The organism is Vibrio sp. 1249-1, from assembly GCF_033340495.1.
The window spans coordinates 113,996-140,338 of sequence record NZ_JAWOWJ010000011.1; the positions used below are offsets into that span (position 1 = coordinate 113,996).

Annotated in this window: 25 protein-coding genes; 14 read left to right on the forward strand and 11 right to left on the reverse strand. The window is 43.4% G+C overall.

Annotated elements, in window-relative coordinates; all coding sequences use genetic code 11:
* Positions 1 to 446 precede the first annotated feature (446 nt).
* The 4 genes from nagA to asnB all read left to right on the forward strand — a co-directional run bounded on the left by nagA (position 447) and on the right by asnB (position 6,366).
* Positions 447 to 1,583 carry an N-acetylglucosamine-6-phosphate deacetylase gene (gene nagA, locus R7Z50_RS18295; protein ID WP_005384983.1) on the forward strand — a complete coding sequence of 379 codons (1,137 nt, stop codon included), beginning with the start codon at positions 447 to 449 and terminating at the stop codon, positions 1,581 to 1,583.
* 2 nt (positions 1,584 to 1,585) lie between these two features.
* The gene (gene nagC / locus R7Z50_RS18300) at positions 1,586 to 2,800 is read left to right on the forward strand and encodes a DNA-binding transcriptional regulator NagC (protein ID WP_005382105.1); all 1,215 of its coding nucleotides are present in this window, start codon (positions 1,586 to 1,588) and stop codon (positions 2,798 to 2,800) included.
* Between the two features lie 81 nt (positions 2,801 to 2,881).
* Complete coding sequence (locus R7Z50_RS18305; protein ID WP_005384981.1) at positions 2,882 to 4,471, forward strand: cation:proton antiporter family protein; 1,590 nt, start codon at positions 2,882 to 2,884, stop codon at positions 4,469 to 4,471.
* Between the two features lie 230 nt (positions 4,472 to 4,701).
* Complete coding sequence (gene asnB, locus R7Z50_RS18310; protein ID WP_171343130.1) at positions 4,702 to 6,366, forward strand: asparagine synthase B; 1,665 nt, start codon at positions 4,702 to 4,704, stop codon at positions 6,364 to 6,366.
* 115 nt (positions 6,367 to 6,481) lie between these two features.
* Here the strand turns inward: asnB and rfaH are convergent, their stop codons facing one another.
* Complete coding sequence (gene rfaH, locus R7Z50_RS18315) at positions 6,482 to 6,982, reverse strand: transcription/translation regulatory transformer protein RfaH (protein WP_005382098.1); 501 nt, start codon at positions 6,980 to 6,982, stop codon at positions 6,482 to 6,484.
* A 333-nt stretch (positions 6,983 to 7,315) separates the two neighbouring features.
* On the opposite strand from rfaH, the gene R7Z50_RS18320 reads away from it, so the two are divergent.
* Positions 7,316 to 8,704 (forward strand): peptide MFS transporter, encoded by a 1,389-nt coding sequence (locus R7Z50_RS18320; RefSeq protein WP_318149193.1) that lies wholly within the window; start codon positions 7,316 to 7,318, stop codon positions 8,702 to 8,704.
* A 49-nt stretch (positions 8,705 to 8,753) separates the two neighbouring features.
* On the opposite strand, the gene hemH is transcribed toward R7Z50_RS18320, so the two are convergent.
* From hemH to htpG, 3 genes are all read right to left on the reverse strand, one after another.
* Positions 8,754 to 9,716, reverse strand: coding sequence for a ferrochelatase (gene hemH / locus R7Z50_RS18325; protein WP_054575221.1), 963 nt, complete (start codon positions 9,714 to 9,716; stop codon positions 8,754 to 8,756).
* Positions 9,717 to 9,882: 166 nt separating this feature from the next.
* Positions 9,883 to 10,527 carry an adenylate kinase gene (adk, locus tag R7Z50_RS18330; RefSeq protein WP_005382094.1) on the reverse strand — a complete coding sequence of 215 codons (645 nt, stop codon included), beginning with the start codon at positions 10,525 to 10,527 and terminating at the stop codon, positions 9,883 to 9,885.
* A 320-nt stretch (positions 10,528 to 10,847) separates the two neighbouring features.
* Positions 10,848 to 12,752: a molecular chaperone HtpG gene (gene htpG / locus R7Z50_RS18335; RefSeq protein ID WP_213961846.1), complete on the reverse strand. Its 1,905-nt coding sequence runs from the start codon at positions 12,750 to 12,752 to the stop codon at positions 10,848 to 10,850.
* Positions 12,753 to 13,023: 271 nt separating this feature from the next.
* On the opposite strand from htpG, the gene R7Z50_RS18340 reads away from it, so the two are divergent.
* The 4 genes from R7Z50_RS18340 to R7Z50_RS18355 are packed head-to-tail and all read left to right on the forward strand — an operon-like array spanning position 13,024 to position 15,531.
* Positions 13,024 to 13,902 (forward strand): transcriptional regulator, encoded by an 879-nt coding sequence (locus R7Z50_RS18340; protein ID WP_017634819.1) that lies wholly within the window; start codon positions 13,024 to 13,026, stop codon positions 13,900 to 13,902.
* 11 nt (positions 13,903 to 13,913) lie between these two features.
* Positions 13,914 to 14,429, forward strand: a complete 516-nt coding sequence (toxS, locus tag R7Z50_RS18345) for a transmembrane regulator ToxS (RefSeq protein WP_005382091.1) — start codon at positions 13,914 to 13,916, stop codon at positions 14,427 to 14,429.
* A gap of 46 nt (positions 14,430 to 14,475) precedes the next feature.
* Positions 14,476 to 15,231, forward strand: coding sequence for a sulfite exporter TauE/SafE family protein (locus R7Z50_RS18350; protein WP_176310838.1), 756 nt, complete (start codon positions 14,476 to 14,478; stop codon positions 15,229 to 15,231).
* Positions 15,232 to 15,252: 21 nt separating this feature from the next.
* Positions 15,253 to 15,531, forward strand: a complete 279-nt coding sequence (locus R7Z50_RS18355; protein ID WP_005382088.1) for a SelT/SelW/SelH family protein — start codon at positions 15,253 to 15,255, stop codon at positions 15,529 to 15,531.
* Positions 15,532 to 15,570: 39 nt separating this feature from the next.
* Here R7Z50_RS18355 and yfcE read toward each other — a convergent pair whose 3' ends face one another.
* The 6 genes from yfcE to R7Z50_RS18385 all read right to left on the reverse strand — a co-directional run bounded on the left by yfcE (position 15,571) and on the right by R7Z50_RS18385 (position 18,816).
* Positions 15,571 to 16,116 (reverse strand): phosphodiesterase, encoded by a 546-nt coding sequence (gene yfcE / locus R7Z50_RS18360; RefSeq protein ID WP_047102892.1) that lies wholly within the window; start codon positions 16,114 to 16,116, stop codon positions 15,571 to 15,573.
* Between the two features lie 75 nt (positions 16,117 to 16,191).
* Positions 16,192 to 16,401 (reverse strand): hypothetical protein, encoded by a 210-nt coding sequence (locus R7Z50_RS18365; RefSeq protein WP_005382086.1) that lies wholly within the window; start codon positions 16,399 to 16,401, stop codon positions 16,192 to 16,194.
* Between the two features lie 148 nt (positions 16,402 to 16,549).
* Positions 16,550 to 16,957: a CBS domain-containing protein gene (locus R7Z50_RS18370; protein ID WP_031781352.1), complete on the reverse strand. Its 408-nt coding sequence runs from the start codon at positions 16,955 to 16,957 to the stop codon at positions 16,550 to 16,552.
* A complete protein-coding gene (locus R7Z50_RS18375) occupies positions 16,954 to 17,304 on the reverse strand; it encodes a P-II family nitrogen regulator (protein ID WP_005382084.1) in 351 nt (116 codons plus the stop codon). Before R7Z50_RS18375 ends, R7Z50_RS18370 begins: the two co-directional genes overlap by 4 nt.
* Entirely contained in the window at positions 17,294 to 18,085 is a 792-nt protein-coding gene (locus R7Z50_RS18380) for a DUF1538 domain-containing protein (protein WP_005382078.1), read from the reverse strand. Before R7Z50_RS18380 ends, R7Z50_RS18375 begins: the two co-directional genes overlap by 11 nt.
* The gene (locus tag R7Z50_RS18385) at positions 18,082 to 18,816 is read right to left on the reverse strand and encodes a DUF1538 domain-containing protein (protein ID WP_005382077.1); all 735 of its coding nucleotides are present in this window, start codon (positions 18,814 to 18,816) and stop codon (positions 18,082 to 18,084) included. Before R7Z50_RS18385 ends, R7Z50_RS18380 begins: the two co-directional genes overlap by 4 nt.
* Before the next feature lie 255 nt (positions 18,817 to 19,071).
* Between R7Z50_RS18385 and R7Z50_RS18390 the strand changes: the two genes are divergently transcribed.
* From R7Z50_RS18390 to R7Z50_RS18410, 5 genes are all read left to right on the forward strand, one after another.
* Positions 19,072 to 19,986 carry a TIGR01777 family oxidoreductase gene (locus R7Z50_RS18390; protein WP_169628603.1) on the forward strand — a complete coding sequence of 305 codons (915 nt, stop codon included), beginning with the start codon at positions 19,072 to 19,074 and terminating at the stop codon, positions 19,984 to 19,986.
* Positions 19,987 to 20,030: 44 nt separating this feature from the next.
* Positions 20,031 to 20,858, forward strand: coding sequence for an SDR family oxidoreductase (locus R7Z50_RS18395; RefSeq protein ID WP_171344859.1), 828 nt, complete (start codon positions 20,031 to 20,033; stop codon positions 20,856 to 20,858).
* Between the two features lie 472 nt (positions 20,859 to 21,330).
* The gene (locus R7Z50_RS18400) at positions 21,331 to 22,185 is read left to right on the forward strand and encodes a co-chaperone YbbN (RefSeq protein WP_005388628.1); all 855 of its coding nucleotides are present in this window, start codon (positions 21,331 to 21,333) and stop codon (positions 22,183 to 22,185) included.
* Between the two features lie 159 nt (positions 22,186 to 22,344).
* Complete coding sequence (locus R7Z50_RS18405; protein WP_047102903.1) at positions 22,345 to 23,262, forward strand: SPFH domain-containing protein; 918 nt, start codon at positions 22,345 to 22,347, stop codon at positions 23,260 to 23,262.
* Between the two features lie 3 nt (positions 23,263 to 23,265).
* Complete coding sequence (locus R7Z50_RS18410; protein WP_047102904.1) at positions 23,266 to 23,727, forward strand: NfeD family protein; 462 nt, start codon at positions 23,266 to 23,268, stop codon at positions 23,725 to 23,727.
* An 840-nt stretch (positions 23,728 to 24,567) separates the two neighbouring features.
* On the opposite strand, the gene R7Z50_RS18415 is transcribed toward R7Z50_RS18410, so the two are convergent.
* On the reverse strand, positions 24,568 to 25,977 hold the full coding sequence (locus R7Z50_RS18415) for a hypothetical protein (protein WP_005382055.1): 1,410 nt from the start codon (positions 25,975 to 25,977) through the stop codon (positions 24,568 to 24,570).
* Between the last annotated feature and the right edge of the window lie 366 nt (positions 25,978 to 26,343).

Here is a 26,343-nt window from a genome sequence, read left to right on the forward strand (position 1 = left end):
TTTCAGCCGTCCAATTTAGTCATCCTAAGTTTATGATATTAATTTTGCTCCGCAAATTAAAAGCTCACCGTTTGTGATCATAATCACCACAATTTGCCCTTTCGGAAGGTTTTTGCTAGCGAGATCATAAAACTTATTTTATTATACGAAAAAATGGCGTTTTAAAGATAATATTCTCGCACTTTATGCAAGGCAGAATCAGTGTTATTTTGGTATCTAGGCGGGTAAATCACTGTAACTTTGCTCTGAAAAAGAATCATAAAAAAACCATACAATTATTACTTTTCAGTTAGTTACTATGACAATAACATCGATAAAACGCGACTTGCTGTATGTGACTCGTTATCTAATTCAGTGATACAAACTAAGTACCCATATGACTGAAGCAGTCTCTACTTAGATAACGATATAGAAATTGAATTCTCATCTATAAGGACTAGCTGACTATGTACGCGCTAAGTAACTGTAAAATTTATACCGGTAGTGATGTTCTTACCGATCATGCGGTCATCATCGAAAATGATCTTATTCAATCTATTGTGCCGGTTTCTGAGCTACCTCAAAGCATCGAAGTAAAAGACCTTGCAGGCGCTAATCTAAGTCCAGGCTTTATCGATCTGCAGTTGAACGGTTGTGGCGGTGTAATGCTAAACGATGCAATTACCCCTGAAACCATGCAAATCATGCACCAGGCAAACCTCAAATCTGGCTGTACTAGCTTCCTGCCAACACTCATTACGTCATCTGATGAAGATATGCGAACTGCAATTGCCGCAGCTCGTGAGTACCACAACAAGTATCAAAATCAATCGCTTGGTTTACACCTCGAAGGTCCTTACCTTAACGTCGCGAAAAAAGGCATCCATAACGTCGATTTTATTCGCCCATCAGACGAAAGCATGATCGACCTTATCTGCGCAAACGCCGATATCGTAGCGAAAGTAACACTAGCACCTGAGCATAACGACCCAGAGCATATTGCGCGATTAAAGGCTGCTGGCATCGTGGTTTCAATTGGCCACACAAATGCAACCTACGCCGAAGCACGTAAAAGCTTTGAAGCAGGCATTACTTTTGCTACACACCTCTTTAATGCAATGACACCAATGGTTGGTCGTGAACCAGGAGTTGTTGGTGCAATTTACGATACTCCTGACGTATACGCTGGCATTATTGCTGATGGTTTTCACGTCGACTACGCAAACATCCGAATTGCTCATAAAATCAAAGGTGAAAAGCTTGTTTTGGTGACGGATGCCACAGCTCCAGCAGGTGCTAACATTGATCACTTTATTTTTGTCGGTAAGAAAGTATATTACCGAGATGGTAAGTGTGTTGATGAAAATGGCACGCTAGGCGGCTCAGCTTTGACAATGATTGAAGCAGTTCAGAATTCAGTTGAGCACGCGGGGATCGCTTTAGACGAAGCTCTACGAATGGCCACGTTATACCCAGCAACAGCAATTGGTGTTGAGGATCGCCTTGGCCGAGTTCGAAAAGGGATGGTTGCAAACCTGACTATTTTCGATCGTGACTTTAAAGTAAAAGCGACGGTTGTTAACGGACAATACGAGCAAAATTAAGCATGAATGGCGGACAGATTGGTAATGTAGATTTAGTAAAACAGCTTAACAGCGCTGCGGTATATAGGCTGATTGATCAGCAAGGTCCTATCTCCCGTATTCAAGTCGCGGACGTGAGTCAGCTCGCGCCTGCTAGTGTTACCAAAATAACCCGCCAACTTTTAGAGCGCGGCCTTATTAAGGAGGTCGCCCAACAAGCTTCAACTGGTGGTCGTCGTGCGATCTCTTTGACTACTGAAGTCAAACCTTTTCATTCGATTGCCGTTCGCTTAGGTCGAGATTACGTACAGTTCAGTTTATACGATTTAGGTGGTACCGCGCTGGCAGAAGATCAGCATGAACTGCACTACACTAACCAAGCAGACTTAATCGCAGGACTTATCGATTTATTAAAAGATTTCGTAAGCCGTTGCGAAGACAAAATTGATCAACTCATCGCTATCGGCATCACTTTACCGGGCCTTGTTAACCCAACAACTGGCGTGGTCGAATACATGCCTAATACCGATATCGATAATCTTGCTCTCGGTGAAATTGTTGGAGAGAAGTTTAATACAGCATGCTTTGTTGGCAACGACGTACGTGGCATGGCGTTGGCTGAGCACTACTTTGGAGCAAGCCAAGACTGCCAGGATTCTATTTTGGTTAGCGTCCACCGCGGTACTGGCGCAGGTATTATCGTTAACGGCCAGGTTTTTCTTGGTTTTAACCGCAACGTCGGTGAAATTGGTCATATCCAAATTGACCCGCTTGGCGAGCAATGCCAATGTGGAAACTTTGGCTGTTTAGAAACCGTAGCTGCAAACCCAGCGATTATTCAACGAGTGAAGCAACTGATTACTCAAGGATACGAATCAAGCTTAACCGACCTTGAAAACATCACAATTGAAGCGGTATGTCAGCACGCAATGAATGGTGATGAACTTGCGAAACAGAGTTTAGTGCGAGTGGGCAACCAGCTAGGTAAAGCGATTGCGATTACGGTTAACTTATTTAATCCACAGAAAATTGTAATTGCTGGCGATATTACTGCAGCACAAGATATTGTTTTCCCTGCAATTCAACGCAACGTAGAGAATCAATCTCTTAAAACTTTCCATAACGACCTCCCTATCGTGGCTTCTCACATTGATAAGCAGCCAACGATGGGCGCATTTGCGATGATTAAACGCGCTATGCTAAACGGAGTTTTGTTACAAAAGTTACTGGAAGACTAAGTTTATACAACCAATTGAGTTACAATCTCGGGCTGTGTTTTCACAGCCCGTTTTTGTATATCAGGAATACAGCTCAACAGTATGGAAATTATTCTAATTACAGCCGCTTTTTTAGCTGGTTTTATTGCGCTTAAATGCAGCCTCCCTCCCCTCGTTGGTTTTCTACTAGCTGGATTTGGCTTGCATGCATTTGGTTACCAAAGCAATGACGTTATCGTCACTCTCGCAGATCTTGGTGTTACTCTTCTTCTGTTTACTATTGGACTCAAACTCGATGTAAAAACCCTGCTGTCCAAAGAAATATGGGGAGGGGCAACCGCCCACAACATACTCTCTACCGCTTTTTTTGCCCTAGCGTTATCCGGCTTAAAACTACTGGGCTTGACTTCGCTAGCCAGTATGGACGGCAGCCAAATCCTGCTTTTAGCTTTTGCACTATCGTTCTCTAGTACCGTTTTTGCCGTAAAAGCATTGCAAGAAAAAGGCGAAATGAACGCGACCTACGGCACACTCGCGATCGGTATTTTGGTTATGCAAGATATTTTTGCCGTAGTATTCCTGACTGCTTCAACCGGAAAAGTCCCAGAATGGTATGCCATCGGTTTGTTCGCACTGCCTTTCCTTCGTCCCCTATTCTATAAGCTGCTCGATAAAGTTGGCCACGGCGAAATGCTGGTGCTATTCGGTATTTTCTTCGCGCTTGTTGTCGGTGCTGGGCTATTCGAGTTGGTCGGGATGAAACCAGACTTGGGCGCGCTAATTTTAGGCATGCTACTCGCAGGTCACCCAAAAGCCTCAGAACTATCCAAGTCATTATTCAATATGAAGGAGCTCTTTTTAGTCTGCTTCTTTTTAAACATTGGTTTATCCGCCTCATTGAGCGTGAATGGCGTCGTTCTCGCCCTGCTATTTATCTTACTGCTACCAATCAAAGGACTCTTGTACTTCGTCACTATTAATCATTTTAAGTTTCGAGTACGTACCTCTTTGCTCGCCTCTTTATCACTATTTAACTACAGTGAGTTTGGTCTTATTGTTGCTGGGTTGGCCTATAAAATGGGCTGGATGCCAAGTGATATGCTTGCTGCGATTGCGGTTGCGGTGTCGGTATCCTTTGTAATTTCCGCGCCACTTAACCGCCTTAGCCATAAAATTTATCAACATTCAGGTAAGTGGCTGCAAGAGACAGCGGTAGAAAAGCTCAATCAACGCGACCAACTCATCAACCCAGGTCATGCCCAAGTATTGATCTTAGGTATGGGGCGTATTGGAACGGGCGCTTATGATGAGCTACGCTCACGCTATGGCAAAATTTCATTGGGTATAGAAATTCGTGAAGACGCTGCACATCATCATCGTTCAGAAGGAAGAAATGTGATTTCTGGTGATGCCACCGACCCGGATTTCTGGGAGCGAATTTTAGATACAGGTCATGTAAAACTGGTTCTGCTTGCAATGCCACATCATCAAGGTAACCAAACAGCACTTGAGCAGCTTAAACGCAGAAAATATAAGGGGCAAATTGCCGCTATCGCCGAATACCCAGATCAATTGGAAGGCTTACTTGAAAATGGCGTTGACGCAGCATTCAATATATATAGTGAAGCTGGTAGCGGTTTTGCTCGACACGTCTGTAAACAACTTCAACCTAAATTCACACCAATTAAATAAGCAACAGCACTGATATTTTTCGGAAGGCTTTCTATTGATAGAAAGCCTTTTTTGTATATTTTTTATACCAAACCTTGATCTCATTCACCAAAACAACGGTTGAGTTAAATATTTTCCACACAACAAGGCCTTTTATCATTTTTTTAATCACAAAACGTTGCTTTTTTTATTAGTAATGGCAAATTTAAACCATACCGATTAGAAATTGTTTAGTTTAGTAAGGATGTAGTATGTGTTCAGTATTTGGCATTTTAGACATTAAAAGCGATGCAGCCGCATTGCGCCCTATCGCATTAGAGATGTCGAAAAAACTTCGTCACCGTGGCCCAGACTGGTCTGGGATTTACTCTTCAGAGCGTGCTATTTTAGCGCACGAGCGCTTGGCGATTGTTGGTCTAAATAGTGGTGCACAGCCGCTATACAGCCCTGATAAGAAGCTCATCCTTGCCGTCAATGGTGAAATCTACAACCATAAAGAAATTCGTGCTCGTTACGAAGGAAAGTACGAATTTCAAACCGATTCAGACTGTGAAGTCATTCTTGCACTTTACCAAGATATGGGTGCAGATCTCCTTGAAGAACTAAACGGTATTTTCGCTTTTGTGCTCTACGACGAAGAAAAAGATGAGTATTTAGTCGGCCGTGACCATATTGGTATTATCCCTCTTTATCAAGGTCACGATGAGCATGGTAACTACTATGTGGCATCAGAGATGAAGGCTCTTGTTCCAGTATGTAAAACAGTAAGTGAATTCCCTCCTGGTAGCTACTACAGCTCTAAAGATACTGAGCCAACACGTTACTATGTTCGTGACTGGAACGAGTACGCAGCAGTACAAGGTAACAGCACTAGCAAAGAAGAATTGACTGAAGCGCTAGAAGCGGCTGTTAAACGCCAACTAATGACTGACGTGCCTTACGGTGTACTTCTTTCAGGCGGTCTAGATTCTTCTATTACATCTGCGGTAGCAAAACGCTTTGCAGCGATGCGTATTGAAGATGATGAAAAGTCTGAAGCTTGGTGGCCTCAACTGCACTCTTTTGCTGTTGGCCTAGAAGGCGCGCCTGACCTGAAAGCAGCTCGCGAAGTTGCCGACCAAATTGGTACCGTTCACCACGAAATGACGTACACGATTCAAGAAGGTTTGGACGCGATTCGTGACGTGATTTACCACATTGAAACGTATGACGTGACGACTATCCGCGCATCAACACCTATGTTCTTAATGGGTCGTAAGATCAAAGCGATGGGTATCAAGATGGTATTGTCTGGTGAGGGCGCTGACGAAATCTTTGGTGGCTACCTTTACTTCCACAAAGCGCCAAACGCGAAAGAGTTCCACGAGGAGACAGTGCGTAAACTGCTTGCTCTGAACATGTTCGACTGTGCTCGTGCTAACAAGTCGCTGGCAGCATGGGGAGTTGAAGGACGCGTACCTTTCCTAGATAAAGAGTTCATTGATGTAGCAATGCGCTTGAACCCAGCAGACAAGATGTGTGGCAACGGTAAAATGGAGAAACACATCCTTCGTGAGTGCTTCGAGCACTACCTGCCAGAATCGATCGCATGGCGTCAAAAAGAGCAGTTCTCTGATGGCGTTGGCTACAGTTGGATCGATACGCTGAAAGAAGTAGCAGAACAGAAAGTGACAGACCAGCAGATGGAAACAGCTCAATATCGATTCCCATACAACACGCCAACGACAAAAGAAGGCTACGCGTACCGTGAAATCTTTGAAGAGTTATTCCCACTTCCATCAGCAGCAGAGTGTGTACCAGGAGGCCCTTCAGTAGCGTGTTCTTCAGCGAAGGCGATTGAATGGGATGAATCGTTCCAAAACTGTGTTGACCCATCAGGTCGTGCAGTACAGACCGTTCACAACGACTCATACTAATTCTCTACGATAAAGATAAGGGTCGGTTCGTCCAATCCTTTTAAAACAGACAGAAAATTAGATACGATCAAAAAGAGGTGCTTTTGCACCTCTTTTTATGTTTGATGGAATTAGACTATTTTAAATCTAAATCACTATTGTCTATGCTGACAGGCACACGCTTGGTGATCATCTGAACTAGCATAATTGAGCGTTTCTCACCATCTTGTTCTTGGAAGATGGCATCTATGCCCGCAAATTGACCGCTTTTAACTCTAATTTGATCGCCTGGTTTTGGCATACATTCAGAAACGGTATTGTCATTACAACACTTTTCTAGCTGCATCAATTCGAAGACCAAGTCACCTTGAACTTCTTTCGGTTGAGCACCAAAACGCACAAAGTCAACAACACCTCGAGTAGAGCGGACTGAGGTGAAGTTTGGCCCTTGCTCATAATCAAAGTAAGCGAATACGTAACAAGGAAACAGCGGTTCCTCGACTTTTTGTCTTTTACCGCGCAAAATCTTCTCAACTTCTACAGTTGGATAAAAGCACTCTACACCTTGATTTTCAAGGTGTTGTTTCGCCCTAACCTGCTCCCCACGTTTACAATAAAGTAGATACCAACGTTTCATCTTTTTACTAGCCAATTCTATTTTGTTTTTATCCTAGCATTAAGCCAAAGTTGAGTCATTGATATTCAGTTTATCTATAAAAGTATGATTATACATCGCTCGCATTAACGACATTTTTCAGCAACTTACGATAAAGAAGTCCATAGGCAAAAATGGAAATTAAGTTTGTAACACAACCAATACACCATCATATAATCTGCAAATCCAATCAAAAACAGCCACTTAACAAACAAAAATAGTTGAATGGCAAAATTTTATTATTTGTCACTCGTTGAATTGCATTGTATACGTAGAAGTCGTTAAAAAATGTAATAACTATTATTAGAAGAGCTTATGTCAAACCAACATCAATATTTTGGTCATCCACGTGGCCTGCTCTTATTGTTCGGTACAGAACTGTGGGAACGCTTTTCTTACTACGCAATGCGTGCCATTCTCGTGCTTTACCTTACTGATACAACAATGAATGGCGGCCTTGGCTGGTCAACCAAAGACGCATTAGACCTATACGGCATATACACAGGGCTTGTGTATATCACGCCTCTTATCGGTGGTTACCTAGCAGATAACTATTTAGGTCAACGTCGCTCAATTTTGCTTGGTGGCGCGTTAATGGCCATCGGCCAGTTTACTCTTGCACTTCCTGCTGATGCTTTAGGTATTGGTTCGCTACACAGTTTCTATTTAGGTCTTGGCCTACTTATCACTGGTAACGGTCTCTTTAAGCCAAATATCTCAACCATGGTTGGCGACCTTTATCAAGAAGGTGACAACCGTCGTGACGGCGCATTCACTATCTTTTATATGGGTATCAACTTAGGTGCATTACTTGCCGGCGTCGTTTCTGGCTCTGTGACAACCTCTTACGGTTGGAAAGCTGGCTTTGTTGCCGCTGGTGTGGGTATGCTGGTTAGCCTAGTGATGCAAATGGTACTGGCTCAATCATGGCTTGGTGATATTGGTCGCGAACCAGCGGCGAAACGAGATCTAAACAACAAAAACGCCACCACGAAGCAGCCACTCACCAAAGAAGAAGTGAATCGACTAAAAGTAATTCTGGTCATGAGCTTATTCACTATTGTCTTCTGGGCAGGCTTTGAACAAGCTGGTGGTCTGATGAACATCTACACTCAACAATATACTGATCGCATGATTGGTGGTTTCGAAGTTCCTGCTGCGTGGTTCCAATCACTAAACCCATTTTTCATTATTACTCTAGCGCCAGTTCTGGCTGTCCTTTGGGTAAAATTGGGTAAACGTGAACCTACTTCGCCAGTGAAATTTGCGATGGCACTATTTTTCTTGGCGATTGGTTTCCTTTGTATGGTTGGCGCAGTGCTAGAACAAGGTGGAGATACAACAGTAAAAACATCGATGTTATGGTTGGTCGGCGCTTTCTTCTTCCACACATTAGGCGAGCTGTGTTTATCACCAATTGGTCTTTCATTGGTGACTAAATTAGCACCGCTTCGCTTAGCTTCACTTATGATGGGTGCATGGTTTGGCTGTAATGCGATTGCTAACTATGTTGCGGGCTATGTGGGCTCTCACGTAGGCGAGTTAGGCGCTATGGCTATCTTTAGTGGTATTGCGGTCAGCGCAACCGTAAGTGGCGTAATTTTGCTCCTATTCTCTAATACACTCGTTCGCTGGATGCATGGCGCTGAAAATACGCACAGCACGGCAGAGCAAGCAGAAGAGCAGCAAGTACAAGTTGCTTGATCGCTCAACTAAACGTAGAAAGGGTCGCTATTGCGACCCTTTTTTGTATCTAAAGTTTAGATTGAACTAACTCAACCATCATCTCGATATGAAGTTCACTATCGTTCAAACAAGGGATGTAGGTAAAGTTTTCGCCACCAGCTTCAAGGAAAATCTCTTTACACTCTTCCGAGATCTCTTCCAACGTCTCTAAACAATCTGACGAAAATGCGGGGGTCACAACATTAATATTTTTCACACCCTTTGCAGGAAGTGCCTCTAGGGTCTTATCGGTATAAGGTTGAAGCCACTCTTCTCTCCCAAATCGGGACTGATACGTCATGCCAATTTGTTGTTCGCTTAAACCTAACGCTTCCCCAAGCAAGCGAGTCGTCTCTTCACAATGCTGTGGGTAAACATCACCATTGTCAGCATAGCGTTTTGGAATACCATGATAAGAACACAGCAGGTAATCTCCCTGACCATTCTTTTGCCAATGTTCACGAACTGAATGCGCTAACGCTTCAATATATTTCGGGTGATTGTAATAATCACGAATAAAGCTAAAGCTTGGCATCACAGGCAGGTTTTTAAATGCTTTAGTGATTCCGTCAGAAACCGCTGCCGTTGTTGTGCCCGAGTATTGCGGATACAAAGGTAAAACAATGACTTCATCAACGCCTTGCGCCAATAGGGCTTCAAAGCCTGATTGTAAACCTGGGTTACCATACGTCATACCAAGCTCTACAGGTATATCAAGCTTTTGTGCCAACTTTTCCGTTTGGCGTTTAGAGTACACCATCAACGGCGAGCCCTCTTCCATCCATACTGATTGATAGAGTTTGGCAACTTTAGGAGCTCGGATAGGAAGGATAACGCCGTGCAATAGTGGACACCAAAGCCATCGAGTCATGTCTACCACTCGGTGATCATGAAGAAACTGACTTAAAAAGCGCTTTACGGCAGGAGCGGTTGGTGCGTCAGGAGTTCCCAGGTTAACTAGGAGTACACCCTGTTTATTATTCTCTTTCATAACATCCTATTCATGGTAAACGGCTTGGTTCATATATTTAAGTAACCTCGAAGTAACGAATAGCCGAGCTGAGGTTAATTAGATATATGTTTACGAGTAAACTAAAAAAGCGACCACTTGGGCCGCTTTCAATATATCAAAATATTAAATTTTTGACTTCAGCAAATTAAGATAGTGCTTTCTCGATATCCGCACTAACTTCAGCTACTTGCTTAGTACCATCAAACTTAAGGTACTTAGTCTTGCCTGCTTCAGCTTCTTTGCCGTAGTAGTTGATTAGCGGTGCAGTTTGCTCGTGGTAAACACCTAGACGAGCACGTACTGTTTCTTCTTTGTCGTCATCACGAACAACAAGATCTTCACCAGTTACATCATCTTTACCTTCCACTTTAGGCGGGTTGTAAACCACGTGGTAAGTACGACCAGAAGGAAGGTGAGCACGACGACCAGCCATACGCTCAACAATCACATCGTCTGCAACGTCAAATTCGATAACGTAGTCTACGTCTACGCCCATTTCTTTTAGGCCGTCAGCTTGAGGGATAGTACGTGGGAAACCATCTAGTAGGAAACCGTTTGCACAGTCTTCTTGAGCGATACGCTCTTTGATAAGACCAAGGATGATTTCATCAGAAACTAGCTGACCAGCGTCAATAACAGCTTTAGCTTGTTTACCAAGCTCTGTACCTGCTTTGATAGCAGCACGAAGCATATCACCAGTAGAGATTTGTGGAATACCGTATTTTTCCATGATGAAGTTTGCTTGTGTGCCTTTACCTGCACCTGGAGCACCTAGAAGAATGATGCGCATGATTTATCCTCTTTAATATTTAAGATTTATACCGAAGCTCACAATAGCTGACCTCTTAGACATCAAACCTGAGAAGCACCTGCAACGATAAGTTTCGGTATAACGTATATAGGCGAGCAAAAATACACGCCTTATTACTCACATTCAAGTCGCAGATTCTATCACAGGTTCTCTGAGCAAAGAGTGTATTAAGACTAAAGAATGTTAACAGTACCCTCTTTCACGCCCTATTGATTATTAACTCAGCACTTGAGATGCAAAATTTTGCGACAACAAACAAAAAGCTCGCGAAATGCGAGCTTTTTGATTTGCAGAGGTTATTACACCTTAGTCAAAAGTTGATTAACGGCTCCTAAGAACTCTGTTGGATCCTCAATAGAGCCTCGCTCCGCTAGCATTGCCTGACCAAGCAGAACTTCAACCCAGCGACCAAACGCTTCTTCATCGGCTTCGTCAGCCATACGCTTAACCAATTTGTGCTCAGGGTTTAGCTCAAAGATGTATTTCACTTCCGGCACAGCTTGACCAGCTGCCGCAAGAAGCTTCGCCATTTGAGTGCCCATTTCGTAATCGTCCGTTACCACAACAGCAGGCGTAGATACGAGTTTGAAGGTCGTACGAACTTCTTTCACACGATCGCCTAGGTAAGACTTCGTGCGCTCTACAACCGACTTGAACTCTTCTTCGGTTTCTTTTTGCTTCTCTTTTTCTGCTTCATCTTCAAACTGACTTAGATCAAGCCCAGCTTTAGTGATTGACTGGAACTGTTTACCATCAAACTCAGTTAAGTAGTTCATCAGCCACTCATCAATGCGGTCGTACATCAAGATAACTTCAATGCCTTTCGCTTTGAACTGTTCTAAGTGAGGGCTGTTTTTCGCAGCTGCATAGCTGTCTGCCGTCAAGTAGTAGATCTTATCTTGACCTTCTTTCATGCGCTCAACGTAAGACGCCAAGCCCACAGTTTGCTCAGAAGAGTCCACTTCAGTTGAAGCAAAGCGCAATAAACCTGCAACTTTCTCTTTGTTTGCAAAGTCCTCCGCAGGGCCCTCTTTCATCACAAGACCAAACTCTTTCCAGAATGATTGGTATTTCTCTTCGTCATTCTTGGCCATACGCTCGAGCATCGTTAGCACGCGCTTAGTACAAGCATTACGTAGAGACTGAGTCACTTTATTGTCTTGTAAGATCTCACGCGATACGTTTAGCGGTAAATCGTTTGAGTCTATTAAACCACGTACGAAGCGTAAGTATGACGGCATAAATTGCTCTGCATCGTCCATAATGAATACGCGCTGTACGTACAGTTTCAAGCCTGATTTGTGGTCGCGGTTCATCATATCCCAAGGTGCTTTCGATGGGATGTATAGTAAGCTCGTGTAGTCGTTTTTACCTTCTACACGGTTATGACTCCAGACCAAGGGATCGGCAAAGTCATGTGATACGTGCTTGTAGAACTCTTGATACTCTTCTTCTGAAATATCAGATTTGTTACGCGTCCACAGTGCTTGGGCTTTGTTGATTTGCTCCCACTTTTTCTCATCTGTTTCCTTGCCTTCGTCATCACGAACGACAGTTTGGATTGAAACAGGAATGCCGATGTGATCAGAGTACTTACTGATAACGTCACGTAGACGCCACTCATTCAAAAACTCTTTACCCTCTTCACGCATATGAAGAATGATGTCGGTACCACGTGACTCTTTGGTAATGTTTTCGATGGTGTACTCACCTTCACCCGCTGAGTGCCATTGTACCGCTTCATCAGCGGCTAGACCCGCAGCGCGAGTGCGCACGGTAACGGCGTCAGCAACGATAAATGCCGAGTAGAAACCAACACCAAACTGACCAATAAGCTGAGAGTCTTTGCTCTGCTCTTCAGATAGCTTTGAGAAAAACTCGGCTGTTCCAGATTTTGCGATTGTTCCTAAGTGCTCAATCACATCATCACGGCTCATACCGATACCGTTATCAGAAATGGTTAAGGTATTTGCGCTTTCATCAAACGACAGTTTCACGCAAAGATCTGCATTACCTTCGTATAGATCTGGGTTAGATAACGCCTGAAAGCGCAGTTTGTCTGATGCATCTGATGCGTTAGAGATCAGCTCGCGCAAAAAGATCTCTTTATTTGAATAAAGAGAATGGATCATTAAATGCAGTAGTTGTTTTACTTCTGATTGAAAACCACGAGTTTCTTTATTTTGAGATACGGTTTCGCTCATGTGTGCTCCATAACATCTAAACTAATTGGCTTTTTCATAGGGACAAGTTTGTGACTTTCCCCTTGAAATCACCTTACCGAGATGTCATTTAACATGTGGCTGACAAATGTAAATTCAAGGTCAATATTGCTAAAAACGGTGTTTTTTTAGAAAATTTTAATTATCCTACCCGTCTAAAAGCATCTAAAATGTCGTGCGCACTCCAAGCGCCCCGGTAATTTTGTGACATAAATCACCATAATTACAACATCATCCATCTAAGAAGAACTAAATGACTAACATTGGCACCAAATTTCTACTTGCTCAAAGGTTCACCTTTGATCCAAATAGTAATTCGCTCGCTGACCAACAAAACGGCAACGACGTTGTACGATTAGGAAGCAACGAAAGCCGTATACTTCTGATGTTGGCAGAGAGACCAAACGAAGTTTTAACCCGTAACGAGCTTCACGAGTTTGTTTGGCGTGAGCAAGGTTTTGAGGTGGATGACTCAAGCCTGACTCAAGCGATTTCTACTCTGCGTAAGATGTTGAAGGATTCAACAAAATCTCCAGAGTTTGTTAAAACGGTACCTAAACGTGGCTACCAACTCATTTGTTCAGTGGAACGCTTGAGCCCATTTTCTACTGACTCTAACACTGACGTTGAAGAAAGCGCTTCTGAACACGAAGCGCCAGCAGTGGAGTTAGAAGCGAGCGATACACCACCAACAGAGATAGTGACCGATACTACTGCTGATCTTGAGCCTCAAGTAGAGCCGACTAAAACTCAGCCGAAGCCAGCATCTAACACGATTAACTGGCTACCGCGTGTCATTATCTTTTTATCTCTGCTGCTTCCTGTTTGCGTATTGTTATTCACGAACCCAGCGGAATCCCAATTCCGTCAGATTGGTGAGTATCAAAATGTGCCGGTGATGACACCTGTAAATCACCCTCAAATCAACAACTGGTTGCCCTCAATAGAGCAATGCATTGAGCGCTACGTGAAGCACCATGCAGAAGACTCGTTGCCAGTGGAAGTGATTGCCACTGGCGGACAAAATAACCAGCTGATTCTGAACTACATTCATGACAGTAACCACTCTTACGAGAACGTAACACTGCGTATTTTCGCAGGTCAAAACGATCCAACAGACATCTGCAAATAAAGGAGGCCAATATGAAGATTAAATTAGCATCTGCGGTTTTGGCCGTATCCGTTCTTTTCAGTAGTTGGTTGTATTGGGGAAGTGACCTAAAAGTGGAACAGCTCCTCACAGCAAACGAATGGCAGTCGACCATGGTGACAGTCATTACAGACAGCTTGCCTGACGATACTGTCGGCCCACTACGCCGAGTTAATGTTGAATCAAACGTGAAATATCTCCCTAATGGTGACTATATTCGCGTAGCAAATATAAAACTATTCGCTCAAGGTTCAACCGCAGAATCAACGATAAATATCTCGGAAAAAGGCCGCTGGGAAGTAAGTGACAACTATTTGTTGGTCTCGCCTTCGGAGTTTAAAGATATTTCATCTTCTCAATCAAAAGACTTTTCCGAAGCACAGCTACGTTTGATTACTCAAATTTTTAAGCTAGATGCGGAGCAAAGTCGTCGTATTGACGTCGTGAACGAAAAAACACTATTGCTCACTAGCTTGAACCACGGTTCTTCGGTACTGTTTAAAAACTAATTTTGATTGGATGATAAGGGGGCAAGACGCCCCCTTTGTTTTGCTTATGGATTGGCTAGATACCCTTACCCTTTTTTTCGGTTCACTAATCGCCAACACGCTGGCTTCACTTTCTGGTGGCGGAGCAGGCTTGCTTCAATTCCCTTTACTCATCTTTCTCGGCTTACCGTTCTCCGTTGCGCTAGGCACACATAAGGTGGCTTCGGTTGCTTTAGGCTTAGGCGCAGCAAGCACGCATTTAAGATCAGGCACTATTAAATGGAAAGTCGCGCTCTACCTTATCTTGTCCGGTAGTATTGGCGTGATTTTAGGGGCTAACTTAATTGTACAGATCCCTGATGGTATCGCGGAAAAGATGCTCGGCACGATGATCCTAGCGCTAGGTATCTACTCGCGATTTAAGACATCGCTAGGCCAAGCTGAAGTAATACGTAACCGTCATCCTATCGGTTGGGTTATTGGTGGAATTGGCTTACTGTTTATCGGCATCATTAACGGATCTCTTACCGCAGGTTCTGGTTTGCTCGTGACACTATTTTTGGTGCGCTGGTTTGGTTACGACTACAAACAAGCCGTTGCTTACACCATGATTTGTGTCGGCCTGTTTTGGAATGGCATTGGAGGCATTGCCGTCGTACAGGCAGGGGCGCCTATTCACTGGGCTTGGTTACCTGTTTTATTGTTTAGCTCTTTTCTAGGCGGCAGTTTAGGCGCATGGGCCGCGACTCGATACAGTAACAGAGTGATTAAAGTTGCATTCGAAATTCTCACGTTTGCGGTGGGCATCAAGTTGCTGGTTTAAAAAGATTAAAAGGAAAGTTTCATGGATAAAGCAATCATTGATATTTATTACTGCCGCCAGTGCAACTGGATGTTGCGTTCAACTTGGCTATCGCAAGAATTACTGCATACTTTTAGCGAAGAAATAGAAACAATCAGCTTACACCCGGACACAGGTGGTCGCTTCGAAATTTTCTGTAATGGCCAGCAAATTTGGGAACGGAAAAAAGACAGCGGCTTTCCTGAAGCCAAGGTGCTAAAACAGCGCGTTAGAGACATTATCGACCCAGAACGCGATTTAGGACATTCAGACACAAAATAGGGAGCAATTCGCTCCCTATTTTTTTACTTAGTAAAACCGTTAAATCATGGTTTGTGCTAATACTTCGCCTTCTGGCGTTTTTACCGTTAGCTTATTGCCTTCTAGAGTACCAAAGCTTCTCGGTAAGCCATTACGTGGGAATGTCATCGAGCCTGGGTTGAATATAATGGCTCCATCTTGCATCTCTGCGACGGGAACATGTGTATGACCGTGGGCGATGATATCACCTTCGCGCAGTGGCGGCCGTTTTTCAGAGTTGTACAAGTGACCATGAGTCAAAAAGATTCTCTTGCCAGATTCAAGTAGCACCCATGAGTAATCCATCATCATTGGAAACTTCAATAGCATTTGGTCTACTTCACTATCACAGTTGCCACGTACAGAAATAATTTGATCACTGTATTGGTTCAATAAGTCTGCTACCTGTGGAGGGTTGTAGCCTTCCGGAATAGGGTTTCGCGGCCCATGGTTTAGCGTATCTCCTAGCAAAATCAGGTGGTGCGCACCAGAAGCCAAAAATAGATCAATGGTTTCTTTAGTTGCTGGCAAAGAGCCATGCAGGTCTGAGGCAAAAAATAGTTTCACGACATCGTCTCCTCAAAAAGTATGAGGTCATTCTACGGCATTTTTTTAGCAGCTCAACCTACGACGGTTTGAATACTACTGATAGCGCAATGATTCAATGACCATAGGCAAAACATAGAACCATGCTGCATACGCTGTTCCAACCAACACCAGTATCCAAAACACCATCGACATAAATTTTGATTTGGCTAGATGGTGCAGCGGATCGGGCTCTCCGCATCCTGGACATGCATGAGCGCGTTTTGAGATTTGTTTCTCACACACGGGGCAAGAGACTAAAGGCATGATACAGATTCCTCGACATTAGGCTTAGGGCGCAAAGAATAATGGTGAATCAACACATATGCAACCTAACATATATTAAATATTTTAGTTCTTTGTAACAGTCGCTGACTTGAGAAAAAATCGTTGATTTTTCATTTATATCAACCTATTACACTTCTTCTCGCACCATACCATTGATGACAATATTGTTATAACTCACCATCCCAATGACCTCGCCACTTTCAATGACCGGCGCTCTGCTTATGCCAAATCGCTCAAACAAACGGGCACAATATTTTACGTTCATATCTGGTTCGACACACAAAGCGGGCTTGGTCATGATTTCATAAATATTTGTGCGCTGAGGAGAACGATTATTCGCCAGCACCTTTTTGGCGATATCATTCATCAACACGATGCCATATTCATCATTATCATCTCGCTTTTTCACCACCAGCGCTTTGACTTGGTATTTTTTCGCCAACGTTATGCCTTCATAAACTGTCATTAGCCCATCAACCATGACATAAGTAGCCGCCATTACATCTCGAACTCTAATTATCGTTTGACTGCTCATAACTCATCCTCAACCACTTTGGTCAACGTTTCTACTTGATGCGCGACACCGACTGCATCTTCAATATCGATCTGAATAGCAATCCCCTGTCCCGACTCTCTGTCAAATTCACCAACCTCATTAATGGTTTCTAATATGTGTCGAGAGAGATGTTCCTCGACCACAAACAGCAGCACATCTTTTTGCACTTCTAGCGTTAAACCAAAAAACGTTCGCTTTTGATTTAAACCTTGCCCGCGAGCATTGTTAATCACTGTTGCACCGGTCGCACCAGCATCGCGTGCAGCGTCCAACACCTTGTCTGTTTTGCTGTCTTCAACAAACGCAAGTATCAATTTAAAGCGCATTTTCTTCTTCCTCCGAGACGTTTTTATTCAGCCACTGGGTTATTTGCGCATAGCCCATCACAGAGATCATAGGAAATAGACTGGCAAACGCGATCAAGCCAAAGCCATCAATCATTGGGTTTCTTCCAGGGACGGTCGAAGCAAGCCCTAACCCTAATGCAGTTACAAGTGGGACAGTGACGGTAGAAGTTGTTACGCCTCCAGAATCGTAGGCGAGTGGAACAATAAGCTTAGGAGCGTAAAACGTTTGAATCACAACGACGATGTAACCCGCGATGATGTAATAATGAATGGGATCGCCCACGACAATCCGGTAACTCCCTAATGCAATACCAATTGCCACCCCAAACGCAACGGCTACGCGCAAGCCGTTAATACTGATACTGCCTCCAGAGACTTGGTTTGCTTTTATCGCTACAGCGATTAAAGAAGGCTCTGCAATCGTGGTACTAAAGCCTATAAAAAAGGCGAAGGTGTAAACCCAATAATAGTCGACCCACATTAAGGCTTTCCCTACCGATACTTTGAACTCTTGTAAAAACTCCGGCGCCGTTAATTGCACAGCCATCGTCTCCCCAAGTGGAAACAACGCCATTTCTAATCCAAGTAAAAAAAGAGCTAACCCGAAAATCACATAAACGAACCCAAGCAAAACTTTCTTAAGGTTGCTAACAGGACGCCTTAACACCGCTAACTGAAAACCAAAAATAATGCTGGCGATGGGAACGACGTCTCGAACGGTCGATAATAAAGTGTCTAGGAAATGATCAATTGAAATCATGTTACGACCATTCCGTAAACCATCACAAACATCATCGGTAACAGCGAGGCAAAAGCGATTAAACCAAAGCCATCCACCATAGGGTTACGCCCTTTAATAGAAGACGCTAAACCGACGCCCAGTGCAGTGACCAGAGGTACTGTTATGGTGGACGTGGTTACACCTCCGGAATCGTAAGCGACACCAATAATGGCTTCAGGTGCAAACCACGTCAGTATTACAACGCCGACGTAGCCACCAATGATCATGTAATGAATCGGCCACCCTTTTAAGATACGCAAAACGCCGATAACGATGGCTATCCCCACAGAGAGAGCTACTGTTACTCGAAGTCCTTCTCCGTAATCCTGCATGGACTGCTCTGAGTTAGCGATCATTCCGCCCTCTGCAGCAACTTCTGAGGCTTCTTCCGCTACCGCGGTCAATGCAGGTTCAGCTATCGTGGTGCCAAACCCCAAACAAAACGCAAAGACTAATAACCAAAACACGCTGCCTTTTTTTGCAAAGGCTTGAGCCATACTCTCTCCGATAGGAAAAAGACCAAGTTCTAGGCCAAAGATAAAAAAGGTTAATCCTAAAACGACAAGCAACAAGCCAAAAAGAATGGAGACCAGGTTGGGCAGCGGCTCTTGCAAAACGACTAATTGGAAAAAAGTGATAACAATGATGATGGGTAATAAGTCACGAGCACTATTGAGGAGCGCTCGAAAAAGCGCAACAAATGCTTCCATGCCTATCCTCCTTGATTGTGCAAACTGATTACGCTCGTTCCAATGAGCGATAACTTCTAGTCTGGCATAGATTTCACTCTTCTACCGTGAATGCACTAGCGCCATCTATAACATTTAGTTACATATTTTCTAATATGTGAAGTTAATAGTATCTCTGCCAGCTTGTCACTATCCCAGAAATAATGGTGTTGAGATGATCAAGCTAAGAACAAAACGACTATAATGTTCTAATACGTGTACATTCAAAGAGATAACATGAAGATATTACTCACAGGTGGCACTGGGTTTATTGGCTCGGAGTTGCTCAAGCTGCTATCAACTCACCAGGTTATGCTACTTACACGCTCTCCAGAGCGAGCAAAACAACGCCTACAGCATGCTGATCTGGGTAATATCGAATACCTTGACTCGCTCGAGTCGTTCGCCGATCTCAATCACGTTGATGCCGTCATTAATCTTGCAGGTGAGCCTATTGCGGATAAAAGGTGGACCAGCGAGCAAAAAGAAAAAGTCTGCAAAAGTCGTTGGAAAATTACCGAACAAATTGTTGAGCTGATCCACGCAAGTACCGAACCTCCCTCTGTTTTTATTAGTGGCTCGGCAGTTGGCTACTATGGTGACCAACAAGATCATCCGTTTGATGAGTGCTTACATGTTAATAGCGACGGCTTTCCTCACGAGGTTTGTGCAAAGTGGGAGCAAATAGCTAAGCGCGCAGAGTCGGAACAAACACGGGTTTGTCTACTGAGAACTGGCGTGGTACTCGGCCTTAATGGTGGTGCGTTGGCAAAGATGCTATTACCTTACAAGCTTGGCGTAGGCGGCCCACTTGGGAACGGTAATCAGTACATGCCTTGGATTCACATCCTAGATATGATCCGCGCTATCATGTACTTGCTTGAAACACCACATGCCCACGGTGCATTCAATATGTGCGCCCCCCATCCTGTGACTAATCGTATATTTAGCGGCACACTAGCTAAAACGCTAAAACGTCCGCATATCTTGTTCACGCCTAAATGGGCGATGGAACTCCTAATGGGAGAATCTTCCTGCTTGTTGTTTGATAGCATGAGAGCCAAACCCAAAAAACTCACCGAACTGGGCTTTAAATTTAGCTACTCCAGAATAGAGCCAGCACTCAAGCACTTGCTTCATGACCGGAGCTGATGAATGATGGCTCCAATCAATGTTTCTGAGTCTTAAATTAAATTATGAAAAAGTCGATTCTTATTACGGGTTGTTCAACCGGCATCGGTTACGTGTGCGCTCACGCCCTACAAAACAAGGGATTTAATGTCATTGCATCTTGTAGGAAAGAACAAGATGTCCAGCGCCTAATTAATGAAGGGCTAACCTGCATCAATCTAGACCTAAATAGCCCAGAAAGCATTTCTTCGGGCGTGAAGCAAGCGCTAGAGTTAGCAGAAGGTAAGCTTTACGCAGTGTTCAATAATGGTGCCTACGGTCAGCCCGGAGCACTGGAAGACTTACCCACCGAGGCTCTTCAAGATCAATTTCAGACCAACTTTTTTGGTTGGCACCAGTTGGTCAGAGAGGTGCTTCCTCATATGCGCCAGCAAGGCGAAGGACGCATCATACAAAACAGCTCTGTTCTTGGTTTTGCCGCAATGAAATACCGTGGTGCCTATAATGCATCAAAATTTGCCTTAGAAGGCTGGACAGATACGCTCAGGCTAGAGCTTGCGGATACGAATATCAAAGTGGCATTGATAGAACCAGGACCGATCGAAACTCAATTTAGAAACAATGCATTACGAGCCTTTGAGAAGTGGGTTGATATTGAATCTAGCCCCCATCGTCATGCTTATGAAGGACAAAGAGAGCGACTCAACAACAACAAGTCTAATAATCGATTTGTTTTGCCTGCAGAGTCTTGCATCGCACCAGTTCTTCATGCATTAACTAGCGTTTCACCGAAAATTCGTTATCGAATTACTACACCGACTAAATTATTCGCAGTCTTGAAAAGACTATTACCAACCCGTGTACTTGATAAAATTTTGCGACAGGCTGCATAAAAAAGTTTTGTCGAAATGTAATTTCACCGTAACAATGTGATGTCATTATGAACATGTAGGTTAAAAAAACCTCAACTAAACGAATCAATTTCTACGCAATTCAGCGGGGATTCTTTCGCCCAAAGTGATTGAGTTGCTTAGATTTGGTATCGCCACCCATTACGTTTTGTAGCAATGTTTATACTACTGCGAGGCAACAATGACATTAAATCAGCTTAACTGGCTTAGTGTGGGTGTAGTGTTGACCATGTTCATCCTATTTTGATACCGCACTAACAAATAGCATTAGAATTGCGCTGCTTCGGCAGCGTTTTCTTTTTATCTAACACCTGAGCAGCAATAACCTCACTCTATTACCTCACGTTTTCTCAAAATAGAATGATTCATTATTGATGGTGAATGTCGCTTGAATTTCACCTAAATCAACTCCATATCTAATATCAACGACAAGACACAAGGCAAGGATACTCTGATGCAATCCCCATTTATCGTTGAGATAACAGAACAGAACTTTCGCGAAACGCTTGAAGGATCAATGAACACGCCCGTTTTGATCCACTTTTGGGCCAACGCTCAGCCAGAAAGCGCACAGATACTCCCTGAGTTGCAATCTCTTGCTCAACAGTACAACGGTGCATTTACGCTTGCTCTACTAAATTGTGAAGATCAGCCAGCTTTAGCGTCTCAATTTGGCGTGCAAGTATTGCCAACTATCGCGCTGTTTATAAATGGTCAAGCCGTCGATGGTCTGGGAGGCCCCCAGCCAATTGATGCCATTGCTACCATGCTACAAAAGCATTTGCCAAGCCCAGATGAACAACTATTAAAACAAGTCAGTGAACTTCTTCAGCAAGGTGAGCATGCTCAGGCTTTGAGTATCATCCACACTTTGCCGCCAGAGCTGCAAGAGCGTGGTGATGTGAAACTCGCGATGGCTGATTGTTTGCTAGAAACCAAACAATTTGATATTGCCCAAGAACTACTGAACGCTATCCCTCTCGAGTATCAAGATAACTACTACAAGAGCCTAATAGCCAAGCTCGAGCTGCATTTGCAGGCTGCAGATAGCCCTGAGTTACAGCGACTAGAACAAGCATACGCAGCAGACATGGCAAACTTCGAACTCGCTTGTGAATTGGCGGTACAATACAACCAAGTTGGTCGGGATGAAGAAGCGTTGGAACTGCTGTGGAATATTCTTAAAAAAGACTTGGGCGCCCAAGACGGTGACGTGAAGAAGACTTTTATGGATATTCTCAGTGCGCTAGGTCAAGGTAACGCATTAGCAAGCAAATATCGTCGCCAGCTTTACTCAATTTTGTACTAAGCGTCGCATTCTTCTAGGAAGAAGACAACAAAGGCCGGGATTTCCGGCCTTTGTCATATAAAAGACCAATAACCTCTCAAAGGTCTCAGAACTTCAATTGTCTATTGTCTATAAATAGGTAAAAATGGATCGAATATTATGCACTTAAGGGAATAACTTATGCCAATTGATTCACTGATCACCATCGGTATTTTCGTCGTTCTTGCTGTCGTTATCTTATCTTCAGCCATTAAAACGGTTCCGCAAGGAAACAACTGGACAGTTGAACGCTTCGGACGCTACACCCACACATTAAAGCCGGGTTTAAACTTGATCATTCCATTCGTTGATAAAGTTGGTCAAAAAGTAAATATGATGGAGCGCGTTCTCGATATTCCTGCGCAAGAGGTCATTTCAAAAGATAACGCTAACGTGGTTATTGACGCTGTCGGATTTGTTCAAGTGATCGATGCTGCCAAAGCGGCTTATGAAGTCAACGACTTAGAACACGCTATTAGAAACTTGACCCTTACCAACATTCGTACCGTTTTAGGTTCAATGGAACTGGACGAAATGCTGAGCCAACGCGACATGATCAACTCTAAGCTGTTGGCGATTGTTGACCAAGCAACAAACCCTTGGGGCGTAAAAGTCACACGAATTGAGATTAAAGATGTCCAGCCACCAGCCGATCTGACCGCTGCAATGAATGCGCAAATGAAAGCCGAGCGTAATAAGCGTGCGGAAATTCTTGAAGCAGAAGGAGTTCGCCAAGCTGAGATATTAAAGGCCGAAGGTCATAAACAATCAGAGATATTAAAAGCTGAAGGTGAAAAGCAGTCTGCTATTCTCCATGCAGAAGCACGTGAGCGTGCCGCGCAAGCAGAAGCAAAAGCGACTTACATGGTTTCCGAAGCCATTGCAAAAGGTGACATGCAAGCCGTCAATTACTTCATTGCACAGGGTTATACCGAAGCGATCAAGAGCATTGGTCAAGCCGAAAATGGTAAAATCATTATGCTTCCATTAGAAGCAACCGGACTAATGGGCTCGGTTGCAGGGATAGCAGAAATGTTTAAACAGCAAGGTAAAGAATAATTTATGGATTTTTTTAGTTTGCTGGAAGGTATCTCTTTCTGGCATTGGCTAGCGTTTGGCTTTGCTCTTTTAGCAGTTGAGCTACTTGGTACCGCAGGGTATTTTCTCTGGCTCGGGGTGTCTGCACTTATCGTTGGAGCAATCATGACCGTTTTGCCAATGAGCTGGCAATTACAATGGCTTTGCTTTGCAAGCTTCAGCTTAATCACCACCTGGCTTTGGTGGCGACGACAATGGTCTAAAGACAAGCAAGAAGACCAAGAAAGAGATCTGAACCAAAAGTACAAGCAGTTAATTGGGCGTACTCTTATCCTTGAAGAAGACTTTTCCGTCGGGCTCAATCGCATCAAGGTAGCCGATACCACATGGTCCGCACAATCGGATCAAGCACTTCCAGCCGGTACCCGCGTAAGAATCACCGATGTTGAAGGTATTATTTTAATCATTGAGCCTGATTCTAATTAATTTATGCCAAAGTAATGGGGCAAATCATGCTCCATTACTTTAATCTAAACAACTGCTTTCATTTCATTACCTTAATTAAAATCGAGAAAAAAATAAGTATTAGTAATATTATTAATACCCTACCTACCATTTCCTATTATTTAATTATTCAACACACGACAATCAATAAGATAGAAATATATCTAGGTAAATTATCGATCTAAATTTATTTTAAAAAATAAAACTTTATTGAATTATTTTTTGATCTTTTTATCCTCGGATACATACTTAACGCATGAGCATTTAAGTTGAGTGCTTTTTATTTGGTAAGTAAGAGGATGTACTATGAATAAGCTTCTCTTTTTAATGTTGTGCGGTATTTTTTCTTTTTCTTCCTTTGCCTACAACAACGGAAACGGCGGTACAACTAATTTGGGACCTATAGTCGAATGTAAGATGCCAAGTGGCGACGTTACGAATATTCCAAGTGAAATGTGTCGATTTAGAGGTGGGGAATGGGAATAGTAAAGAAGTAAGAGCTTAGTTTGATATAAGAGCCCTATTCAACCTTGCCTTTCTGCGTAGTCACGGTTTATACAAGTACGTAGATATTTAAAGTTTATATTAAGGTGATTATTATGAGATTTTTATCTGGTCTATTAGTAATATCTTTTGCCATAATTCCGTTAACCACTCATGCTAATGGTGCATCCGGTGGTCGTACGTTAGGCCCAGAGATAAAGTGTGAGTTGCCAAACGGTAATGTACATATGTTGCCACCGTTATATTGCAAAATATACGACGGCCGAGAAGTGAAATAGAAAAGGAGCCTAGCGGCTCCTTTTATTATCTAATTAAGTATTAGTGGAAGCTGTAAGGGATAAGAACTTGTAGACGTAAGTCTGTTTCATCCGCATCGCCAGCACCTGCGTACTCATCACGTTCTAGGATTGTACCGTGTAAACGAATGGTAGAACCTTTAAGCGCGCCACTTTGTAGTGAGTAAGATACTGTTGCGTTAACTGCGTATTCGCTTTCGTAATCCCAGTCACCTGATGCTCCGCTTGCTGCAGAGTCAGCGCCAGTACCGTAACCAAAGCCTAGGTAATAGTTCCAGCCGTTACCTTGGTTGTAAGATAGACGGTTGTACCATGCTAGCTCACCCGCTTTGTTCCAGTCAGACAGCGCGTCCCACCACTGAGACCAAGTACCATTGTTCATACCATATGTATGAATAGTACGAGGAACGAAGTCCGCACGGTTATCTGTGTCTGTGTAGCGCAACTCAGACATCCAAGCTAGCTTGCCGAAAGATTGATTCAAAGACAGACCAGTGTGGAAACCTAGACCATCGTATTTCACATCATCGTCAACACCGTAGAAATCAAATGCTAGAGTTGTACGGTCACTAACAGTGTACTTCAAGTAAGCCTTGTAAGAAGTGTTGTCAGTTTCGTTGTGGTAGCTAGTCACTTGACCTGCACCCCAGTCAACACCATTTGCATATTGAACGCCAGTTGCTTGGCCTAGGCCAAGTTGCATAAACAGGCTGTCAGTTAGGTTACCATTTAGACCTAGAGAGTGTAGGTAGCTCCATGACGTGTCAGACCAAAGCGCTGGTGCGTAATCATCTTCGTGAAGCAGCCAAGGTGCTGTAAATTGGTCTGCGCCAAAGTAGCTTAGGTTGAAATCACCAAGTTTAGCGTTCAGTTCGAAACCACGGTAAGTACCAGGTACAAAGCTCCAAACGTTACCGATTGTACCGTTACCACCAGCCTGTAACATACCGAAACGAGCATTAAAGTTTTCGTTTGCTTTGAATTTCAGCGCTGCTTTGTAAACTTTAAGCTGCTGACCATCACCTGCACCCCAGTCTAGGTTGTTACAAGTTGAGATTTCGTTACATAGGTAGCCTTCGTTTGAATTGTAAAGACTATCGTTGTAAAGATCGCCAGAGTAGTAAGCCGCAACATCTGCGCCCACCCAACCATCGTGGTAGCCAGAAGTGAAGTCTAAAATTGCGTTGTAAGAAGAGTAGTTTAGACGACTCCAACGGTCACCATTTTCACCGCCGGGCTTACCTGTTGTACGAGTTCGTGAACGAGTATCAACTATGAATAATGCATTCAGACTTGAGTCTTGCATAAATTCGTTCACTTTCTCTACGTACTCGCCACCTGCTGCACTTTCAGTAGACGCTGTAGCTGGAGCGACAGCAACAACACCAAACATTGCTGCGGTTAACGCTGAAACCTTAAAAAATTTGTCCATGGAAAAACTCCTAAAAATGGATATAGCTGTATTTTTCTATCTCACCTTTAGTTGGCCGCCGAAGGAGAGAAGTAAATTCCTGATCAAACCTCATTATTTCTAATTTGGCTTTTTTTAGTTCCTGCATACACACCGTGTATCCACGTGATTAAGACTAACTTCGCAGCTAAAAACATCCAAATGGAACTTATTTTTTTTCTAAAAAAATATGAGCCACTCCAAAGTTCCATATAACTTATTGATCCAGATCTTATTTTTAACAACATCAACACAACACAACACAACACAACACAATAAAAATACTTAAATTGAACTTAAAAGTATCAACTTGAAGTCACTCGCAGACTAAAAAAGCCAAAAAAACCA